Origin of the sequence: Methanoculleus receptaculi (assembly GCF_033472595.1) — an archaeon.
GTDB classification, from domain to species: Archaea; Halobacteriota; Methanomicrobia; order Methanomicrobiales; family Methanoculleaceae; genus Methanoculleus; species Methanoculleus receptaculi.
Map to the genome: position 1 here is coordinate 579136 of NZ_CP137642.1, position 16379 is coordinate 595514.

Below are 16379 nucleotides of genomic sequence, written 5' to 3' on the forward strand. Positions count from 1 at the left end.
GCCACCGCTGTGCAGGCGCTAATCCCAGCCGCGGTACTTTGCCTCTTCGAGCATCGCGTCGATGATCACGAGCGCAAGCATACACTCTGCAACAGGGAGGATCCTGGGAGCGATGCAGGGGTCGTGCCGCCCTTCGATCCTTATCTCGCGTTCAACCCCGGCGAGATCGATCGTCCGCTGAGGGCTGCGTATCGAGGGGGTCGGCTTGACGGCAAGTCTGACGATTATATCCTCTCCGCTCGTGATCCCGCCAAGGATGCCGCCGGCACGGTTGCTTGCAAACCCTTCCGCGGTGATCGCGTCGTTCATCTCACTCCCAAGGAGACGGGCTGCGCCGAACCCCTCACCGATCTCGACCGCCTTCACCGCCCCTATACCCATCATGGCGCCGGCGATGGCGGCATCGATTTTTCCAAAGACCGGGTCACCAAGACCCGGTGGGCAGCCTGAGGCGATCACCTCGACTATCCCGCCCACGGAATCGCCTGAATCGCGGGCGGCGCGGATCTCTGCCTCCATCGCTTCACGTTCCCTCACCCCGTGCACCTCGACGACCTCACCACGGATCGCGATGCCGCGCGGCGCAAGCCAGCGCATCGCCACCGCACCGGCAGCGACCCGCCCAACCGTCTCCCGGCCGGAACTCCGGCCCCCACCGCGGTGGTCGCGCAACCCGTACTTCATCTGCCAGGTATAGTCCGCATGCCCGGGACGGTAGACATCCCGGAGCGCGTCGTAGTCCTCCGAACGGACGTCCTGATTGAGAACCACAAGCGCGATCGGGGCGCCGGTCGTCCGCCCTTCAAACGTCCCTGAGATGATCTCCACCCGATCTGGTTCCCTGCGCCCGGACTCAAGCGGGCTCTTCCCCGGCCGCCGGCGGTCGAGGTAGGGCTGGATATCCCCTTCCGTCAGGGGCATCCCCGGTGGGCAGCCGTCGATGACCACACCAACAGCCCTGCCGTGACTCTCCCCGAACGTCGTGCACCTGAAATTTCTGCCGAACGTGTTCATGAAAGCACCTCCCGCACCTCTTCCGGCGAGACCGCGATCCCGGTGATCAGCCGGAACTGTTCCACCGCCTGGTGGACGAACATCTCCGTCCCGGGTATGGCCTCGCACCCTGTCTCCCTCGCCGCCCGGATGAGCGGCGTATCCGGCGGGGTGTAGACCAGATCAAAGACCGTCATCCCCTGCTCCAGGTCGCCGGCATCAAGCAGGCTCCGGGTGTCCGGCTCCATCCCAACCGGGGTTGCGTTCAGCACCACATCGGCCTTACATCCCCTGAAATCTTCCAGCCCTCCCCACCGGCAGTTGAAACGTTCTGCAAGTCTCCGTGCAGCATCTGGCTTCCTGGCAAGTATCGTCACCTCCATATCGAGCGAACAGAGGGCGTAGACCGCTGCGGCCGCCGCACCCCCCGCACCGAGCACAACCGCCCTGGCGCCCTGTCGGTGGAGAAGCGGCGTCCGGACACCCAGCCAGTCGGTGTTATGCCCGTAAGACCTTCCACCGCACCTGACCACGGTGTTTGCCGCACCTATTGCCGCCGCATGCTCGTCCACCTCGTCCAGGTAACGCATCACATCGGTCTTGAACGGGATGGTGACAGAGAGCCCCTTTGTCGGCAGCAGGGATGCCAGACGGATGATCGTCCCGACGTCCGGCCACTCGAACAGGGTGTAGTGGTAGTTCATCCCGAACCGTTCAAAGAGCCGGTTGTAGAGGAGCGGGCTCCTGCTGTGGGCGCAGGGGTAACCGGCGATGCCGCAGACCATCAGCCCCGGGTCACGGCCGAGCATCCCCCGCAGACCGGAGAGCCCGAACCGCTCCAGGAGGTCGTCGCGCTCGCGCCGCCCTTCCAGCGGGAGAGCGTTCTCACCGCGGATATCCCTGAGGATGATACCGGCAACCTCAACCGGCGTTCGGGAACCGGTATCCACACAGGCATCTGCGGCGCCAAGGTAGGCGTCCTTTCGCCTGGCAAGGAGGCTGCGCACCTCCTCCTCCGGCGGGAGATCGGTCAGCCCCGGCCGGTCGCTCCCGGCGATCCGCTCCCCTATGGTCTCCGGCGAGGCGGAGAGGAGGTAGACCCTCCCATGCCGCCGCAGGTCGGCGACGTTTGTGGGGTCGCAGACCGCACCCCCGCCGGTGCTGATCACCCCCTCCACACCCGCAAGCGACTCGATAACCCCGCGCTCGAGGGCGCGGAACCGCGCCTCGCCGTGCTGCCGGAAGATCTCCGGGATCGAGACCCCGGCCGTTCGCTCGACAAGCGTATCGGTATCAAAGAAGGGCAAATCCAGGCTTTCAGCAAGGATCCGCCCGACCGAGGTCTTCCCCGTCCCCCGGTAACCGATGAGTATGACCCTCACAGCAGCCCCTCCCCGTATAGAGCCTCCCAGAACCCCGGAAAAGACTTCTCCACGCATCCCGGGTCCCGGATCACCATCCCGCCGACCGCAAGACCGAGGACGGCAAACGCCATCGCCGTCCGGTGGTCGTCGTGGGGGTCGACAGCAACGCCGTGAAGCGGCGCAGGGTTGATCCTGATGGAGTCCGCCGTCACCTCGACCCCCGCACCCATCCTGCGCAGGGTCTCCGCCGTCACCGCGACTCGGTCGCTCTCCTTGTAGCGCAGGTGCGCCGTCCCGGTGATTGTCGTCGGCGACCCTGCCACCGCCGCCACTGCTGCCAGCGTCTGGACGGTATCGGGGGAGGAGGACATGTCGATCTCGATACCTTCAAGATCGCCCGTCCGCTCGACCGTCACCGCGTCATCACTTGAGGCAACCCGGCAGCCCATCGAGACGAGGGCGTCCAGGAACCGGCGGTCACCCTGAACGGATGCGGGGTTCAGTCCCCTGACCGTGACCCGGCCGCCGCATATGGCCGCGATCGCAAAGAGGTATGACGCCGACGAGAAATCGCCCTCGATCCGGTAATTCCTCCCCCGGTAAGGCACGCCGCTCTCCACACGGAACCATTCATAGCCCCGCCGTTCAAATCGGGCGCCGAACTCCCGCATCACATCCAGTGTCAGATCCAGGTATGACCGCGAGGCAGGGGGCGCCGGGAGCGTGACCTCCACATCCTCCTCCGCGCACGGCGCCGCCATCAGGATGGACGAGACGAACTGGCTGCTCACGCTCCCGTCGATCTCCACCCTCCCGCCGTGAAGTCTCCCCGATACCCGGACCGGCGGGTAGCCCGACCTGCCGGGAAAGATTACCTCACCACCGAGCCCCGCCAGCGCCCTGGCAAGGGGGCCGACAGGCCGCTCAAGCATCCTGGAACTCCCGGTCAGCACCACCGGATGGGGGGCAAGGAGCGCCACGGAGGCAAGCAATCGCAGTGTCGTCCCCGAGTTTCCGCAGTCGATGGTCACCTCGCCCCCTGTCCGGAAGGTACCGCCGCAACCGATGACAAGAACCTCTCCGGGCCGCCACTCAACCGGCACCCTGAGAGCCTCAAGCCCCCCGGCGGTCAGTTCCGTGTCGACCGCCCCGAGGGGGTTGGTGATACGCGTCTCTCCCTCCGCGAGCGCTCCCGCAATCAGAGCCCGGTGGGTGTAACTCTTCGAGGGCGGGGCCTCAAAGACCGCTTCGACAGGGCCTGTCCGCGAAACCCTGATAATCATACCCCCGGCACCTCCAGGCGGGGATAGCACCCGAGTTCTCTCAAGTTTGTCATGCCTCTGAGTTCCTCCTCTGCCTCAAGCCAGCCTTCGGAGATCTCAAGGTCGATGAAGAAGATGTACTTCCCGATCCCCCTCCGGGACGGCCGCGACTCTATCCGGGTCAGGTTGATCCCGCGCCTGGCAAAAACCCCCAGGATATCGGCAAGGAGTCCAACCCGGTCGATCTCCGGGTCAACCAGGAGACTGCACTTTGTGCATCCTGCAAGATCGCGGGGGAGAGGGGAGATCTCGACAAACCGGGTAGTGTTGTCCCTCCTGTTCTGGACGTCCCTCACGGCGATCGGAAGGCTGTAGATCCGTGCCGCCATCTCCGAAATGATGGCGCCTGCGTTCTCGTTTCGCTGCATAGCAACCGCGCTCGCAGCGTTGCTGCTGGTGTGGACGACCTCCACCCCGAGATTGTCGAGGAAGATGGAGCACTGCTCGTGTGTCTGTGGGTGGGCGTAGACGACCGAGAGGCGGGAGGGGTCGTACCGGGCCGCAAGGTGGTGGCGAACGGGCATGTAGGCCTCGGCGGTGATAGAGACCTCAAACTCCATCAACCCCTGGAGCGTCTCTCCCACACCTCCGGTTTCCGAGTTCTCGATCGGCACAAGCCCGCGGCCGGACCCGCTCGCCACCCTGGCTATGATCGAGCGGATCGTCGGCAGGAGTTCGATATCATCGCCGTATAGCCGTGTTGCAAGGTCGTGGCTGACCGTCCCGGCGGGGCCGAGCGTCAGGACGGTCATCGGCCGCTCACCACGTGGTTGATCAGATCGTCGGTCTCTTCGGTCGCGGAGACCAGGTAGGAGGCGTAATGCGCGGCATTGGCGGCAAAGAACTCCTGGAACCGGTCGGCATCCCCCGACTCGACGATCTCCCGGAGAGCCAGGACTGCCTCCTCGAACCTGGCAAGCACCTCCGGTACGGCCGGGTTCATCTGGAGGATATCCCCGTAGAGCCCGGCGTCCTGAGCAAGGATCCGCCCGACCAGTCCCATCTCGATCCTGTATATGGGGCTTGTGAAATGGAGAGACTCCGCGATGTCTGTTCCGGTCCTGCGAATGGCCTCTGCCTTTGCAAGCGTCACAAAGTGGGTGAGACCCTGGATCACCGCCATCATCCGGTCGTGATCCTCCGGTGTCGAGATGGTGATCTCCGCCCCCTGCTCACGGAATACGGAGAGAAGGGTATCGAGGGTCTCCTGGCTGCAGCGCGCCGGGGTTGCGACGATCGTCTGCCCCCGCAGCGACGCGACGCCAGGCCCGAACATCGGGTGAAGCCCGATCACCTCCGCACGGGAGGCAAGCATTGCCCGGACGGGTTCGACCTTGAGGGAGGTGAGATCGCAGAAGACCTGATCTTCTGAGAGCAGCGGCGCGATCTCGCGTATAACTTCCGCGGTGGCGCGGATCGGCACCGAGACCAGCACAAGGTCGGCCATCTCCGCAACATCCCGGTTCGTGAGCTCGGTCCTCCTCCCGGAGACGACCGTCTCCCAGCCCGCCGTCTGGAAGACACCGGCAAAGAACCGTCCCATCTGACCGGTGCCACCGATGATACCTGCAATCATACCGTTACTTCTCCAGGATCGTCTCTCTGACAGCAACCCCGAAGTGTCGACCGCCCTCCGCCAGACTGCCGAGAACCCGGTCGCCCACCGCCAGGGCGGCGACCGATACAGCCGCACCATCCTCCCCAACAAGCCTGATCGTCTCAGCGTTCTGGAGCACCAGACTCGCCTTCGCCTCCCCTGACCTCGCCTCCACCAGGAGGAGAGGGCGGCGTTCGATCTTCAGCCTGCCGACGACCACCTCGTGGGTCTCGCCCGAGTGCTCCACGATCAGCACCCGGTCACCCACCGAGAGGTCTGAGAGGTATGCGGTCTTCCCGTCAGGGAGGAGGGTGTAGGCGTGCACCGCTCCGGCGTTCACCCGGAACGGGCGGGGCGCCACATAGGGGTTTTCCAGAGTCTCGGGGTGCACCAGGAGGAACGCCGACGAGGTGTTGCCGACGAGCATCCCCTCCCCATTTGCAAGGATTGAACATGTATCCACACAGACCCGGTCGCCCATCCCGACAGGGGTGATCCGGGTCACCTCGAACGGGACGAGAGGGACGGGCACTGTTGTACCGGCGATAACCTCCGCCACCCGCCGGATCTCCGCCGGGTCATCGGTTGAAAGCATGATCCCCGCCGCACCACGCTCGAGAACGGTCAGAGCGACCTTCGCCTCCTCGGCGTTCGAGACTGCAGCGATGATCCTCTCTGACTGCGCTACCAGGTTCTCGAGGGGGATCACCGTCCAGTCCTGTGTCCTGACGATCACCTGGCCCTGCCGGGAAAGCCGGAGCGCCTCCTCTTCGGATTCTTTATCAACGATCTCAACCTCGAAGACATCTTTCCCCGGAACCAGGTCACCGTCTGGTGCGATCGTCGTCACCCGCCCGAGTTCCCGAACACGTTCTGCGTCATCGACGAGGAGGGCGTCGGCCCCGCTCTCGATCGCAGTGGTCGCGAGGTTCTTCCTCCACGGCCGTAGATCAACCCAGAACAGTTTCATTTCGCCGTCTCCAGGGCCTCGGTGGGACTTACCCCCTCATGCACCACCCGGCAGACCGCGGCCACGAACCGTGCGGTATCGTCGCGCTGGAAAGCGTTCCTTCCCATGCAGACACCCGCCGCACCCACATCAACAGCATCACGGATGGTCATAAGCGTCTCCAGATCGCCACCCTTCTCGCCTCCGGCGATCAGGACGGGCACCGAACTGGCGGCGGTGATCTGACGAAACGAGTCCGGGTCGCCTGTGTAGTTCGTCTTGATCAGGTCGGCGCCAAGTTCCTCGGCGACGCGGACGCAGTGCCCGACCGCCTGCGGAGATACAGGATCGATCCCCTTGCCACGGGGGTAGATCATGATCAGGAGCGGCATCCCCCAGCGGTTGCAGTCCCGGGCGACTTCACCCGCCGACTCGATCATCCGCGACTCGTTTGGCGCGCCCAGGTTTACGTGGATCGATATACCATCGGCGCCGAGGGCAACCGCTTCCTCCACAGTGCAGACAAGGACCTTGTCGTTTGGGTCAGGGTTCAGCGAGGTGCTCGCGGAGAGGTGGACGATGAGCCCGATATCCTTTCCGCTCTTCCGGTGCCCTCCCTTCACCATGCCTTTGTGGAGGACGATGGCGTTTGCACCTCCTTCGCTTACCGCGTTGACGGTCTCTGGCATGTTGCGGAGCCCCTCGATCTGCCCCATCGTGAACCCGTGATCCATGGGTATGATCACGGATCGCCCCGTGTTCCGGTTCATAATTCGCTCAAGCCGGATCTCTTTTCCAATCATTGTTATCACATCCTTAGAATCTCTATTGCTTCCTCTGCAGACCGCCCCTCATGGACGATCAGCGCGGCGGCGCGGATGAGACGGTCAGGCGTCGGGTGCTGGAAGGCGTTTCGTCCGATCGATATCCCGGCAGCTCCTCCTTCCATCGCGCCTTCCACCAGATCGAGGATCGCACGATCGTCGGTCTTTGAACCCCCTGCTACCACGACCGGCACCGGGCACCCCCGTGTCACCTCCCTGAACGAGTCCGGATCCCCGGTGTAGACAGTCTTTACTATATCGGCACCTAGTTCCGCCGCCACGCGGGCTGCGAGTTTGACGCTCTCGAGGTCGTGTTCATCCGCGATCTTCCTGCCCCTCGGGTACATCATCGCGAGGAGCGGCATCCCCCACTCTATACACTCAACCGCGATCCTGCCCAGGTCCTGGAGCATCCGCGCTTCTGAGTCTGCACCGACGTTTATGTGCACCGAGACGCCGTCAGCACCCATCCTCAGGGCGTTTGTGACGGTGTTGACGAGAACCTTATCGTTTGGATCCGGGCCTATGCTGGTGCTCGCCGAGAGATGCATGATCAGACCCACATCACGGCCGTGCCGCCGGTGACCGTGCAGAGCAAGCCCAAGGTGCCCGATCACAGCGTTCGCTCCACCCTCGGCAACCAGGTCGATGGTCCTCTCAACATCGATCAGCCCGGGGATGGGGCCAAGAGTCACACCGTGGTCGAGCGGCACGATGATGGTCCTGCCGGTGTTTCGATCCATAATACGTTCCAGACGAATCTCTTTACCTCTCATAACCATTCTCCTCCCGGAATTTGATGATACGGTCTTTTCCGGGAAAGATCAAAACTGGCTAAACCAGTTAAAATAACGATAGATCGCTGCCGCTCTGCAGTTGCGGATATCAGCGGTCAAAATCTGGCAAATAACTCCTGCGTGCGTGACGGTTACTCCGTTAACCGGGGTAAAAACGGCCACCGGCGAAAAAACATTCACCACGCATTGAGTGTAGTATTATCTGTTTGTGAATAAAAACATGCCGGTATCCACTCGGGCGAGAGTCTGGAGCACCCTCCCGCGCTAAAAATGCGGGAATGACTTATTTTCGGCTCCTCTTGAAGGCTATAACATCTCCGACGGTCGTTGTCACCCGGTCAGGCCCCCCTATGGATATGGAATCTTCACCCGAGTCTATCAACCTGATATTGAGCGCCTTCTCAAGTTTTTGCCGGACATCATCCTCGGGGATGAGGTCACCTTTCTCGATCTTCTTGATCAGGATCTCGCGCTCCTTGATCGCCTGCGCAAGGTCACGCGTTGACCAGCCTCTCTCTTCACGGGCTGCGCGGATCCGGTTTGGGTAATCCTCGACCAGTTCGCCTTCCATCAGGTCAAAGACATCTCTGGGCTTCCTTCGGGGGATCTGCGTAGCAACCATTCCAGGCTTCTTCTGCGAACCACCACTCTGGCGCGGCTGCTGGACTTCTGTACCGTATTTTGCACATCTGGCGCAGACGCGGAGTTCTGCTCCTTCGATCTGGATTATTTTCGACTGGCCCTGTATAGGGGCACCGCATAGTTCACACTGCATAACTCTCGCAAACAACTTTATATTTATTTTAACCTATATAAGTAATCGAGGGGACGCATGGAGGATTTTGCCCGGCAGGCACCAGACAAGGAAACCGGTGAAGACATCTACCAGTACCTCTTGGAGCGGATCAGCAGCCTCGAAAACCGAAACCTGGAACTGCGCGAGCAGTTCCGCCAGATGGAGTCGGAGAAGCGCTACATCGAGACTCAGAAGATCCGTTATGAGCGTGAGCTGCGCAAATTGAAGAGCGAGATCGAGCAGCTCAGAAGCCCCCCTCTCGTTATAGGTACAGTTACTGACGTTATCGACAATAACCGCGTGATTGTGCGCAGCAGTGCAGGGCCGCGCTTTCTGGTCCGCACCTCCCAACTCATAGACCCCGAACTCCTCAAGCCCGGGGTGCGGTGCACACTCAACCAGCAGTCCCTTGCGATCGTCGACGTGCTCCCCACGAGTTATGACGCACAGGTCTATGGTATGGAACTTGTAGAGTGCCCGGACGAGACTTACGAGCACATCGGAGGTCTTGAACCGCAGATCGAAGAGATCCGGGAAGCCGTAGAACTCCCTCTCACAAAGCCCCACCTATTTGAGAGGGTGGGGATCTCCCCGCCAAAAGGTGTCCTCCTCTACGGTCCGCCTGGGACGGGAAAAACCCTCCTCGCACGCGCGGTGGCCCATCACACAAACGCGCACTTTCTCCGGGTTGTCGGCTCAGAACTGGTTCAGAAATACATCGGTGAGGGCGCCCGCCTGGTCAGGGAACTCTTCGACCTTGCAAAACAGAAAGCGCCTTCAATCATCTTTATCGACGAGATCGATGCGATCGGCGCGCACCGGAGCGACTCGACCACCTCCGGCGATCGCGAGGTGCAGCGGACGCTGATGCAGCTCCTGGCCGAGATGGACGGCTTCGATAACCGGGGTGACGTCAAGATCATCGCGGCAACCAACCGGATCGATATCCTTGACCGCGCCCTTCTACGGCCGGGGCGGTTCGACCGGATGATTGAGATCCCGCTCCCTGACCACCAGGGGAGGCTTGCCATCCTGAAGATTCATACGAAGCACATGAACCTCGGCGAAGACGTCGACCTAACCGAGGTTGCCAGGCTAACAGAGGGCAAGAACGGTGCCGATCTAAGGGCGATATGCATGGAAGCAGGCATGTTTGCTATCAGGATGGAGCGCGACATCGTCACCAGGGAGGATTTCATGAAAGCGATCGAGAAACTCTCGATGGACTTTGACCGCCACCATATACACACAACCTTTGGCGAGATGTTCGCCTGATAAATTTTTTCATCTGTGTTCGCCATCATTGGAATCAACTTCATACCCGGCCGTGAACATCCAGCTCATGGAGCAACGATATGGAAACCGGTGGGTGGCAGGGGTTCCTCCGCTCAAACGGCATCTCCCGCCTCTCTCCTGCAGCATGGTCAACCTTTTTTGGAGACGCAGACTAAACTAACATGAGAAGGAGAGAGGCCATGTGTATTGCAATGCCCGCTGAGGTAATCGAGATAAAAGAGGGCAACATCGGCGTCGTCGACTTCGGCGACCTGAAACAGGAAGTCCGGCTTGACCTTGTCGACGTCAGGGTCGGTGAGTTTGTGCTCGTCCATGTTGGGTTTGCCATCCAACGCCTCAGCAGAGAGGAGGGGCTTGAGACCCGTGAGGTCTTCAAGCAGGTCTACGCTGCGATGGAGGACTGATGCACGAGTACAGCATCGCCTATGACATCTACACAACCGCCCGCCGGGCTGCGATGGAGAACGACGCAAAAGAGGTGAAGCGCATCACACTGAACGTCGGCAGGATGGCGATGGTGAATCCAGAACAGGTTGAGTTCCTCTTCAACGTCATCGTCGAGGACGACCCGCTCTTCCCGGCGACCGAAATCTCCTGCCAGGACGTCGAGGTGCGCACCCGCTGCTCCTGCGGCTACGAGGGAGACGAACGGTTTGTCTGCCCCCGCTGCGGCAAGCTTCCTGAGGTCGTTGCAGGAATGGAGATTGTGGTCACCAGGATCGAGATAGAAGTGGACGGAGAATGAAAGTCAATCTCATGCACGGTGCCGGCGGCGAGGTGATGGGTGAACTCCTGCGCGTCATCACCAACCTGAAGCACAACAACGCCGGCGGGATAGGGCTCGAGTCGCTGGACGACGGCGCGGTCATCCCGCTAAACGGCCAGAACATCGTTTTTACGACCGATAGCCATGTTGTCTCGCCGATCTTCTTCCCGGGCGGGGATATCGGTCGCATCGCCATCTGTGGAACAGTAAACGACCTTGCCATGATGGGGGGGCGGCCGATCGCACTCTCGTGCGGTATGGTCATCCCCGAAGGTTTCGAGGTTGCAGACCTCGAACGGATCGTCGCCTCCATGGATGCCGCACTTGGGGAATGCGGGGCAAACCTTGTCACCGGAGACACCAAGGTGGTGGAGCGGAGCGCGCTTGATACCATCATCATAAACACCGCCGGCATCGGCATAGCCGGACGGGTGGTGCGGGACTGCGGGCTTTCGGTCGGGGATCTGATCATAGTCAGCGGCACCCTCGGCGACCATGGTATCGCCATCATGGCCCATCGGGAGGGGTTCGATTTCGGCGGCCAGATAAGGTCCGACGTCTCCCCCCTCTGGCCGCTTGTCGAACGGGCGCTTGCTGCCGGCGAAATTCACGCCATGAAAGACCCGACCAGAGGGGGGTTTGCCAACGCAATCAACGAGATGGCAAGGAAGAGCGGTGTCGGGGTCATAATAGATGAGGTGAACCTCCCCATCCGGGCGAGCGTCCGGAGCGCTGCGGGTATGCTCGGTATCGATCCGCTCGAGGTGGCGAACGAGGGAAAGGTCGTCATGGGAGTCGCGCCCGATGATGCGGAGACAGTTCTCGAGGCGCTACGCTCGCACCCCTATGGGCGTGAGGCGGCGATCATCGGCAGGGTCGTTGAGGGGTCGCATGTTGTCATGCGAACCACCGTAGGGGGGGAGCGGTTCATCGAACCGCCGATCGGTGACCCGGTGCCACGGGTCTGTTAGAGGGGCGGCCACACCTTCTTTTATATTTCAATGCATCTCCAGACAGACTCTGATGAAGAGAGACCATGACGTATGAAGGGGAGTTCGAGGTGCGTCTGGTGGACGCCTGGGACTTGGATGCGATCGCAGACCTCTACCGGGCTGGCGGCTGGTGGAAAGAAGAATGGAACCCGGCAGGCCTGTCCTCACTCATCAGAGGGAGTTTCGCCTTTGCCGTCGCAGTTGAGTCCTCGACCGGCAGAACGGTAGGCATGGGAAGGGTGATCTCGGATGGGGTATCGGACGGCTACGTTCAGGATCTGGTCGTCCACCCAAACTACCGGGATCGGGATATCGGAACGATGATCTTATCTGCGCTACTCAAAGAGTGTACGTCTGCAGGTGTCACCTGGATTGCCCTTATAGCCGAGCCCGAAACAGAGGCATTCTATGCCAGGTCCGGCTTTCAGAGAATGGAAGGGCACACACCCATGCGATGGTACCCGGAAAAGAGATGAGACATGTTAAGATTTGCCGATTTCAAGCCCGTAAGCCTGGAAGATCGCGAGGTGTTCCAGGAGCATTACCAGCATCACCCCCAGATGCACAGCGACAACACGTTCGCAAACATGGTCTGCTGGAACCACTATGCGGATTACCGTTTTTGCAAGGCCGGCGGTTCGATCATCCTCTCAAACACCATCGACGGTGTAACCGCCTTCCGTTACCCGATCGGCCCGGAAGATCCCGACCTTCTCGATGATGTCATCGACCTTTCACTCCGGGAGGGCGGGGAGACGCCTCTGCAGGTTCTGGATCCGGCGGGCGAGGCATTCATCCGGAAATGTTACCCCGACCTCCCGCTGCACCCGGACAGGAACTTCTTTGACTACGTCTACCGGACGGATGACCTTGCCGATCTCCCGGGAAAGGGTTACGCCACCATACGGCACCAGGTGAACCGGTTTGCGCGGGACTACAACTATACCATCGAGGAGATCACCAGGGATAACCTGGACGACGTCTGGGAGTTCCTGATAATCTGGTGCGAGTGGCGAGACTGTGACTCCATGCCCATCCTTGCTTACGAGAGAGAGGCCATCCTGTTTGCCGTGAACAACTTCTTCGAGATCGGGCTTGAGGGCTGGGCTATAAGGATTGGGGATGCCATCGGGGCGATATCAATCTTGGGGCCAGTAAACAGGGATATGGCCGTCGTTCACTTTGAAAAAGCTCTTCCTGAGACATATCGCGACATCTACAAGGTCATCATGAGCGAGACGGCGAGAGAACTTTGTGACCACTACCGCTACATCAACCGGGAGTGCGACATGGGTGCGCCAGGGCTTCGCGAGTCAAAGACCCGCTACCACCCCGCCTGCATGGTTGAAGTCCACTATATGACCCGGGACGACCTGGAGGCATGCTGCCGGTGACCGCCGACCTGCTGCTCCGGAACGTTGCATCACCTACAGGAAGGCGCGCCGATATCGCCGTCACTGGCGGTGTTGTCCGCCACGTCGGCGCAGCGGTTCGTGCCGATGAGACGATAGACTGCAGCAGGTTCACCTGCCTTCCCGGCGCGGTCGATATGCATGTCCACATGCGGGGCGGGGTGCAGGCAGATAAGGAAGACTGGCGTTCGGGCACGGTAAGCGCGGTCGCCGGCGGGGTAACGCTCGTCGTCGACCAGCCAAACACAGTCCCCCCGATCACCACACCCGACCGCCTCCGGGCGCGCATCCGCGAGGCAGGGGAACAGGCCGTATGCGGGTTTGCCATTAACGCCGGTGTCCTCCCGGACGCGGACCTGACAGGGATGTGGAAGGCAGGCGCGATGGCGTTCGGGGAGACGTTCGCAGCACCGTCGAGTTATGGGGAGGGGCTTGACCTGGAGAGCCTGAGGGCTCTCTTCGCCCGTATCCACACCCTCGGAGGGCTTGCAACCGTCCATGCCGAGGAGGTCTGCGGAACGGCGCCGGAAACCCTCGCCGAGCACGACCGTGCGCGGCCGGGTGAGGGCGAGGCACGCGCTGTAGGGAGGGTTGGCGAACTCGCACCGGTGGGGATGCGGCTTCATTTCTGCCACCTGAGCACCGCTGCCTCGGTCAGGGCTGCCCGCGGCAGCGTAGAGGTGACACCCCACCACCTCTTTCTCTCGTACGAAGACTTCGATCCGGACAACACCCTGGCCAGGGTGAACCCGCCGCTAAGGGACGAAGCGACACGGCGTGCTCTATGGTCATGCTGGGATGCGATCGACGTCATTGCCTCCGACCACGCCCCACACACTCTTGCCGAGAAGAGCGTCCCGTTCAGATCAGCCCCTTCAGGCATCCCCGGTATCGAGACGATGGTCCCCCTCCTGATGGCGGCGGTGTACCGGGGGCGGATCAGCCTCCTGTCAGTGATCGAGAAGACCTCGTGGAGACCCTCGGAGATCCTCGGCCTCCCTCGCGCAGGGTTCGAACCGGGTGACAGGGCGGACTATGCCCTCTACCCTGACGAACTCACCCGGATCGATGCCTCCCGCCTTCACACGAAGTGTGGCTGGTCGCCATTTGAAGGGAGTGAAGCGGTCTTTCCGGAAGAGGTGATCGTGGGAGGAGTGCGGGTCTACGCCCACGGCGACCTCCTGGAGGCACGCCCCCGATTCTGCCCCGGCAAAGGATATTTATTGCAGTGAGATAAATAATAGATAGCCGATAAAGCGCACCTTATAGGTCCCCGGGTGATCACAGGCAGGACGCCAGGATATGAACCACGGGACAACCCGGGTGCGCGACAGGCACGCCCGGCATATGGGTTCGATCGGGTGAGGGACGGCACAAGGCCACCAGTGATCCTGGATCGTTAGTGCCGGGCGACACTCGTTCAAGGGGCTTTTCTGATGGATACCTATGCCAATGCTGTCTCTGAGACACCGGATGGGGTGACCATTGCTCTCGACGTTACAGCAGGTGCAAAACGGTCTCTGTTCCCCGCGGGTTACAACGAGTGGCGTCGGAGTATCCGATGTCAGGTGGCAGCCCCCGCAGTCGGCGGGAGAGCAAACCGTGCCGTCATAGACCTCCTGGCAAAGACGTTTGAGGTGTCCCGCGGCAACGTGACGATCGTTGCCGGGCATGCATCTTCATCAAAGGTTGTGGCGATCTCCGGTTTATCACGTTCCCGTGCTCTCGAATGCCTGAACCGCTTCGACGCATGAATGGTCTGTCGGAGACATAACCTGCAATTTTACGGCAATTCTCATTACGAAAGCCAGAAGACAGTAAAAAGGAGAGGGATATATAAGTATAATATGTGATGTAGCCTTTTCCAGGTTTAGATTATGTCCGTGAACTACCCCGCCCTGAAGGGCGGGGCTTCCTGCTTCATGGCCAACACTTGCATCACAGAGATGTGATGTAGAGGTCTTGGCTCCACAGGCTCAAAGGGCTGTTCCATCCCCACGCGGTGGATATTTACCGCAGCGTTGTAATCTCTATTGGCAACAAACCCACAGTATGGGCATTCGTGGACTCTCTCGGAGAGCGTCTTTTTCACGATGCTTCCGCAGTTCGAACACATCTGTGTCGTGTCGCGGGGATCGACTTTGACGAGTTCCGTACCAGCACTTTCAGCCTTGTACGAGAGGTAAGAATAAAATCGTCCCCACGACGCACTGTGGATACTTCTCCGGAGCCCGCGAGATTTGCCGTTCTCTTTCAAATACTTGATATTCAGGTCTTCAACACAGATCGTCGCATAGGTGTCAACGTACTGACGGGAGAGTTTGTGCAGGAAATCGTTCTTCTGGTTGGTGACATGATCATAGACCTTCTCCAGTTTCCTTTTTGCTTTCTTCCAGTTTTTCGAGAACCGTTTTTTCCGGGCAAGACTCCGCTGGATCTTCTTGATCCTGCCCAGAGAATGTTCATAGAACCTGGGGTTCTCGATCACTGCACCGTCACTATCGACCGCAAACGAATCCAACCCGACATCGATACCGACAGACTGCCCTTCACGCTTTGATGAAGACACTGTCTGCTCTGTCTGAATGATCACATACCATCTATCGCCGGAACGGGTGATCAGGACACCCTTCACCTTCCCGGTGTATGGTCGGTGCATGTTGAACGGAATCGTTCCGATCTTCGAGAACGTAATCGAACTATGCTCGCGATCGATCTTGAAACCCGACTGATTATAATTGATCGTCCGGTATCGGGCTGCACTCTTGAATCGGAGTTTGCCGATCTTCCGTCCTCTCTTCTTTGTCTGCGAGAGTGCAGCGATGTTGCTCCAGAGGGTATAGTTGACCATCTGGAGCACTTTAGAGTATACGTCCTTGAGTGCAGGATTCTCCTCTTTCAGCGTGACGATCCGCGCCTGCATTTCTCGCATCGTCGGAGAGATCCCACCCTCTCGTGCCGTGTTGCATTCTTCGAGAAGTTTGTTGTAGAGCCACCTACAGGTATCAAGTGCAGTGTTCAGCCGTGTTTCCACGGTTGCGTCTGGATACGCTTGGTACTTGTAGGAAACGATCATTTACTTCTCCATCTGCGAGTCAACATACTCCTTCAGCGCATCGAGACTTACCTGTCCTGATGTACCTGTACCGAATGTGCAGACCTATCAAGTTTATACCTCATGTTGGGTGAATGATATATCTATCGCAGGAAGGGCGGCTCCGCTTTCATCCCCATCGTGAACGGTGGGGACTTCCCGCTCCGCCCCCTTCAC

At 60.3% G+C, this 16379-nt stretch carries 18 protein-coding genes; 8 read left to right on the plus strand and 10 right to left on the minus strand.

Going from position 1 to position 16379, the window contains the following annotated elements:
• Positions 1 to 18: 18 nt before the first annotated feature.
• The 9 genes from R6Y96_RS03070 to R6Y96_RS03110 all read right to left on the minus strand — a co-directional run bounded on the left by R6Y96_RS03070 (position 19) and on the right by R6Y96_RS03110 (position 8621).
• Complete coding sequence (locus R6Y96_RS03070) at positions 19 to 1014, minus strand: chorismate synthase (RefSeq protein ID WP_318622058.1); 996 nt, start codon at positions 1012 to 1014, stop codon at positions 19 to 21.
• The gene (gene aroE / locus R6Y96_RS03075; protein ID WP_318622059.1) at positions 1011 to 2375 is read right to left on the minus strand and encodes a shikimate dehydrogenase; all 1365 of its coding nucleotides are present in this window, start codon (positions 2373 to 2375) and stop codon (positions 1011 to 1013) included. The genes R6Y96_RS03070 and aroE overlap by 4 nt, the downstream gene beginning before the upstream one ends.
• Entirely contained in the window at positions 2372 to 3640 is a 1269-nt protein-coding gene (gene aroA, locus R6Y96_RS03080; protein WP_318622060.1) for a 3-phosphoshikimate 1-carboxyvinyltransferase, read from the minus strand. The genes aroE and aroA overlap by 4 nt, the downstream gene beginning before the upstream one ends.
• Positions 3637 to 4431, minus strand: a complete 795-nt coding sequence (locus R6Y96_RS03085) for a prephenate dehydratase (protein ID WP_318622061.1) — start codon at positions 4429 to 4431, stop codon at positions 3637 to 3639. Before R6Y96_RS03085 ends, aroA begins: the two co-directional genes overlap by 4 nt.
• Positions 4428 to 5255 carry a prephenate dehydrogenase/arogenate dehydrogenase family protein gene (locus tag R6Y96_RS03090; RefSeq protein WP_318622062.1) on the minus strand — a complete coding sequence of 276 codons (828 nt, stop codon included), beginning with the start codon at positions 5253 to 5255 and terminating at the stop codon, positions 4428 to 4430. The genes R6Y96_RS03085 and R6Y96_RS03090 overlap by 4 nt, the downstream gene beginning before the upstream one ends.
• 4 nt (positions 5256 to 5259) lie before the next feature.
• Positions 5260 to 6246 (minus strand): 3-dehydroquinate synthase II, encoded by a 987-nt coding sequence (locus R6Y96_RS03095; protein ID WP_318622063.1) that lies wholly within the window; start codon positions 6244 to 6246, stop codon positions 5260 to 5262.
• Entirely contained in the window at positions 6243 to 7028 is a 786-nt protein-coding gene (locus tag R6Y96_RS03100) for a 2-amino-3,7-dideoxy-D-threo-hept-6-ulosonate synthase (protein WP_318622064.1), read from the minus strand. The genes R6Y96_RS03095 and R6Y96_RS03100 overlap by 4 nt, the downstream gene beginning before the upstream one ends.
• Before the next feature lie 5 nt (positions 7029 to 7033).
• On the minus strand, positions 7034 to 7825 hold the full coding sequence (locus R6Y96_RS03105; protein ID WP_318622065.1) for a 2-amino-3,7-dideoxy-D-threo-hept-6-ulosonate synthase: 792 nt from the start codon (positions 7823 to 7825) through the stop codon (positions 7034 to 7036).
• Positions 7826 to 8129: 304 nt separating this feature from the next.
• Complete coding sequence (locus tag R6Y96_RS03110; RefSeq protein WP_318622066.1) at positions 8130 to 8621, minus strand: multiprotein bridging factor aMBF1; 492 nt, start codon at positions 8619 to 8621, stop codon at positions 8130 to 8132.
• 57 nt (positions 8622 to 8678) lie between these two features.
• Here R6Y96_RS03110 and R6Y96_RS03115 point away from each other — a divergent pair, with 57 nt between their 5' ends.
• The 8 genes from R6Y96_RS03115 (at position 8679) to R6Y96_RS03150 (ending at position 14862) form a co-directional block, all read left to right on the plus strand.
• Entirely contained in the window at positions 8679 to 9917 is a 1239-nt protein-coding gene (locus R6Y96_RS03115; RefSeq protein ID WP_318622067.1) for a proteasome-activating nucleotidase, read from the plus strand.
• Between the two features lie 200 nt (positions 9918 to 10117).
• On the plus strand, positions 10118 to 10342 hold the full coding sequence (locus tag R6Y96_RS03120; protein WP_214022029.1) for a HypC/HybG/HupF family hydrogenase formation chaperone: 225 nt from the start codon (positions 10118 to 10120) through the stop codon (positions 10340 to 10342).
• On the plus strand, positions 10342 to 10683 hold the full coding sequence (locus tag R6Y96_RS03125; protein WP_318622068.1) for a hydrogenase maturation nickel metallochaperone HypA/HybF: 342 nt from the start codon (positions 10342 to 10344) through the stop codon (positions 10681 to 10683). The genes R6Y96_RS03120 and R6Y96_RS03125 overlap by 1 nt, the downstream gene beginning before the upstream one ends.
• Positions 10680 to 11675 (plus strand): hydrogenase expression/formation protein HypE, encoded by a 996-nt coding sequence (gene hypE, locus R6Y96_RS03130; RefSeq protein ID WP_318622069.1) that lies wholly within the window; start codon positions 10680 to 10682, stop codon positions 11673 to 11675. The genes R6Y96_RS03125 and hypE overlap by 4 nt, the downstream gene beginning before the upstream one ends.
• A gap of 65 nt (positions 11676 to 11740) precedes the next feature.
• Positions 11741 to 12172, plus strand: coding sequence for a GNAT family N-acetyltransferase (locus R6Y96_RS03135; RefSeq protein WP_318622070.1), 432 nt, complete (start codon positions 11741 to 11743; stop codon positions 12170 to 12172).
• Positions 12173 to 12175: 3 nt separating this feature from the next.
• Complete coding sequence (locus tag R6Y96_RS03140; RefSeq protein WP_318622071.1) at positions 12176 to 13090, plus strand: DUF2156 domain-containing protein; 915 nt, start codon at positions 12176 to 12178, stop codon at positions 13088 to 13090.
• Positions 13078 to 14340: a dihydroorotase gene (gene pyrC, locus R6Y96_RS03145; RefSeq protein ID WP_318622072.1), complete on the plus strand. Its 1263-nt coding sequence runs from the start codon at positions 13078 to 13080 to the stop codon at positions 14338 to 14340. Before R6Y96_RS03140 ends, pyrC begins: the two co-directional genes overlap by 13 nt.
• 204 nt (positions 14341 to 14544) lie before the next feature.
• Positions 14545 to 14862, plus strand: a complete 318-nt coding sequence (locus R6Y96_RS03150) for a DUF167 domain-containing protein (RefSeq protein WP_318622073.1) — start codon at positions 14545 to 14547, stop codon at positions 14860 to 14862.
• Between the two features lie 134 nt (positions 14863 to 14996).
• On the opposite strand, the gene R6Y96_RS03155 is transcribed toward R6Y96_RS03150, so the two are convergent.
• Complete coding sequence (locus tag R6Y96_RS03155) at positions 14997 to 16184, minus strand: RNA-guided endonuclease InsQ/TnpB family protein (protein WP_318622074.1); 1188 nt, start codon at positions 16182 to 16184, stop codon at positions 14997 to 14999.
• Positions 16185 to 16379: the final 195 nt, after the last annotated feature.

Bases quoted from the DNA above. Each gene is read 5' to 3' on its own strand.
- R6Y96_RS03070 (WP_318622058.1), bottom strand. From the start codon at position 1,014: ATGAACACGTTCGGCAGAAATTTCAGGTGCACGACGTTCGGGGAGAGT.
- aroA (WP_318622060.1), bottom strand. From the start codon at position 3,640: ATGATTATCAGGGTTTCGCGGACAGGCCCTGTCGAAGCGGTCTTTGAG.
- R6Y96_RS03085 (WP_318622061.1), bottom strand. From the start codon at position 4,431: ATGACCGTCCTGACGCTCGGCCCCGCCGGGACGGTCAGCCACGACCTT.
- R6Y96_RS03090 (WP_318622062.1), bottom strand. From the start codon at position 5,255: ATGATTGCAGGTATCATCGGTGGCACCGGTCAGATGGGACGGTTCTTT.
- R6Y96_RS03095 (WP_318622063.1), bottom strand. From the start codon at position 6,246: ATGAAACTGTTCTGGGTTGATCTACGGCCGTGGAGGAAGAACCTCGCG.
- R6Y96_RS03100 (WP_318622064.1), bottom strand. From the start codon at position 7,028: ATGATTGGAAAAGAGATCCGGCTTGAGCGAATTATGAACCGGAACACG.
- R6Y96_RS03105 (WP_318622065.1), bottom strand. From the start codon at position 7,825: ATGAGAGGTAAAGAGATTCGTCTGGAACGTATTATGGATCGAAACACC.
- R6Y96_RS03110 (WP_318622066.1), bottom strand. From the start codon at position 8,621: ATGCAGTGTGAACTATGCGGTGCCCCTATACAGGGCCAGTCGAAAATA.
- R6Y96_RS03115 (WP_318622067.1), top strand. From the start codon at position 8,679: ATGGAGGATTTTGCCCGGCAGGCACCAGACAAGGAAACCGGTGAAGAC.
- R6Y96_RS03120 (WP_214022029.1), top strand. From the start codon at position 10,118: ATGTGTATTGCAATGCCCGCTGAGGTAATCGAGATAAAAGAGGGCAAC.
- R6Y96_RS03125 (WP_318622068.1), top strand. From the start codon at position 10,342: ATGCACGAGTACAGCATCGCCTATGACATCTACACAACCGCCCGCCGG.
- hypE (WP_318622069.1), top strand. From the start codon at position 10,680: ATGAAAGTCAATCTCATGCACGGTGCCGGCGGCGAGGTGATGGGTGAA.
- R6Y96_RS03135 (WP_318622070.1), top strand. From the start codon at position 11,741: ATGACGTATGAAGGGGAGTTCGAGGTGCGTCTGGTGGACGCCTGGGAC.
- R6Y96_RS03140 (WP_318622071.1), top strand. From the start codon at position 12,176: ATGTTAAGATTTGCCGATTTCAAGCCCGTAAGCCTGGAAGATCGCGAG.
- pyrC (WP_318622072.1), top strand. From the start codon at position 13,078: ATGCTGCCGGTGACCGCCGACCTGCTGCTCCGGAACGTTGCATCACCT.
- R6Y96_RS03150 (WP_318622073.1), top strand. From the start codon at position 14,545: ATGGATACCTATGCCAATGCTGTCTCTGAGACACCGGATGGGGTGACC.
- R6Y96_RS03155 (WP_318622074.1), bottom strand. From the start codon at position 16,184: ATGATCGTTTCCTACAAGTACCAAGCGTATCCAGACGCAACCGTGGAA.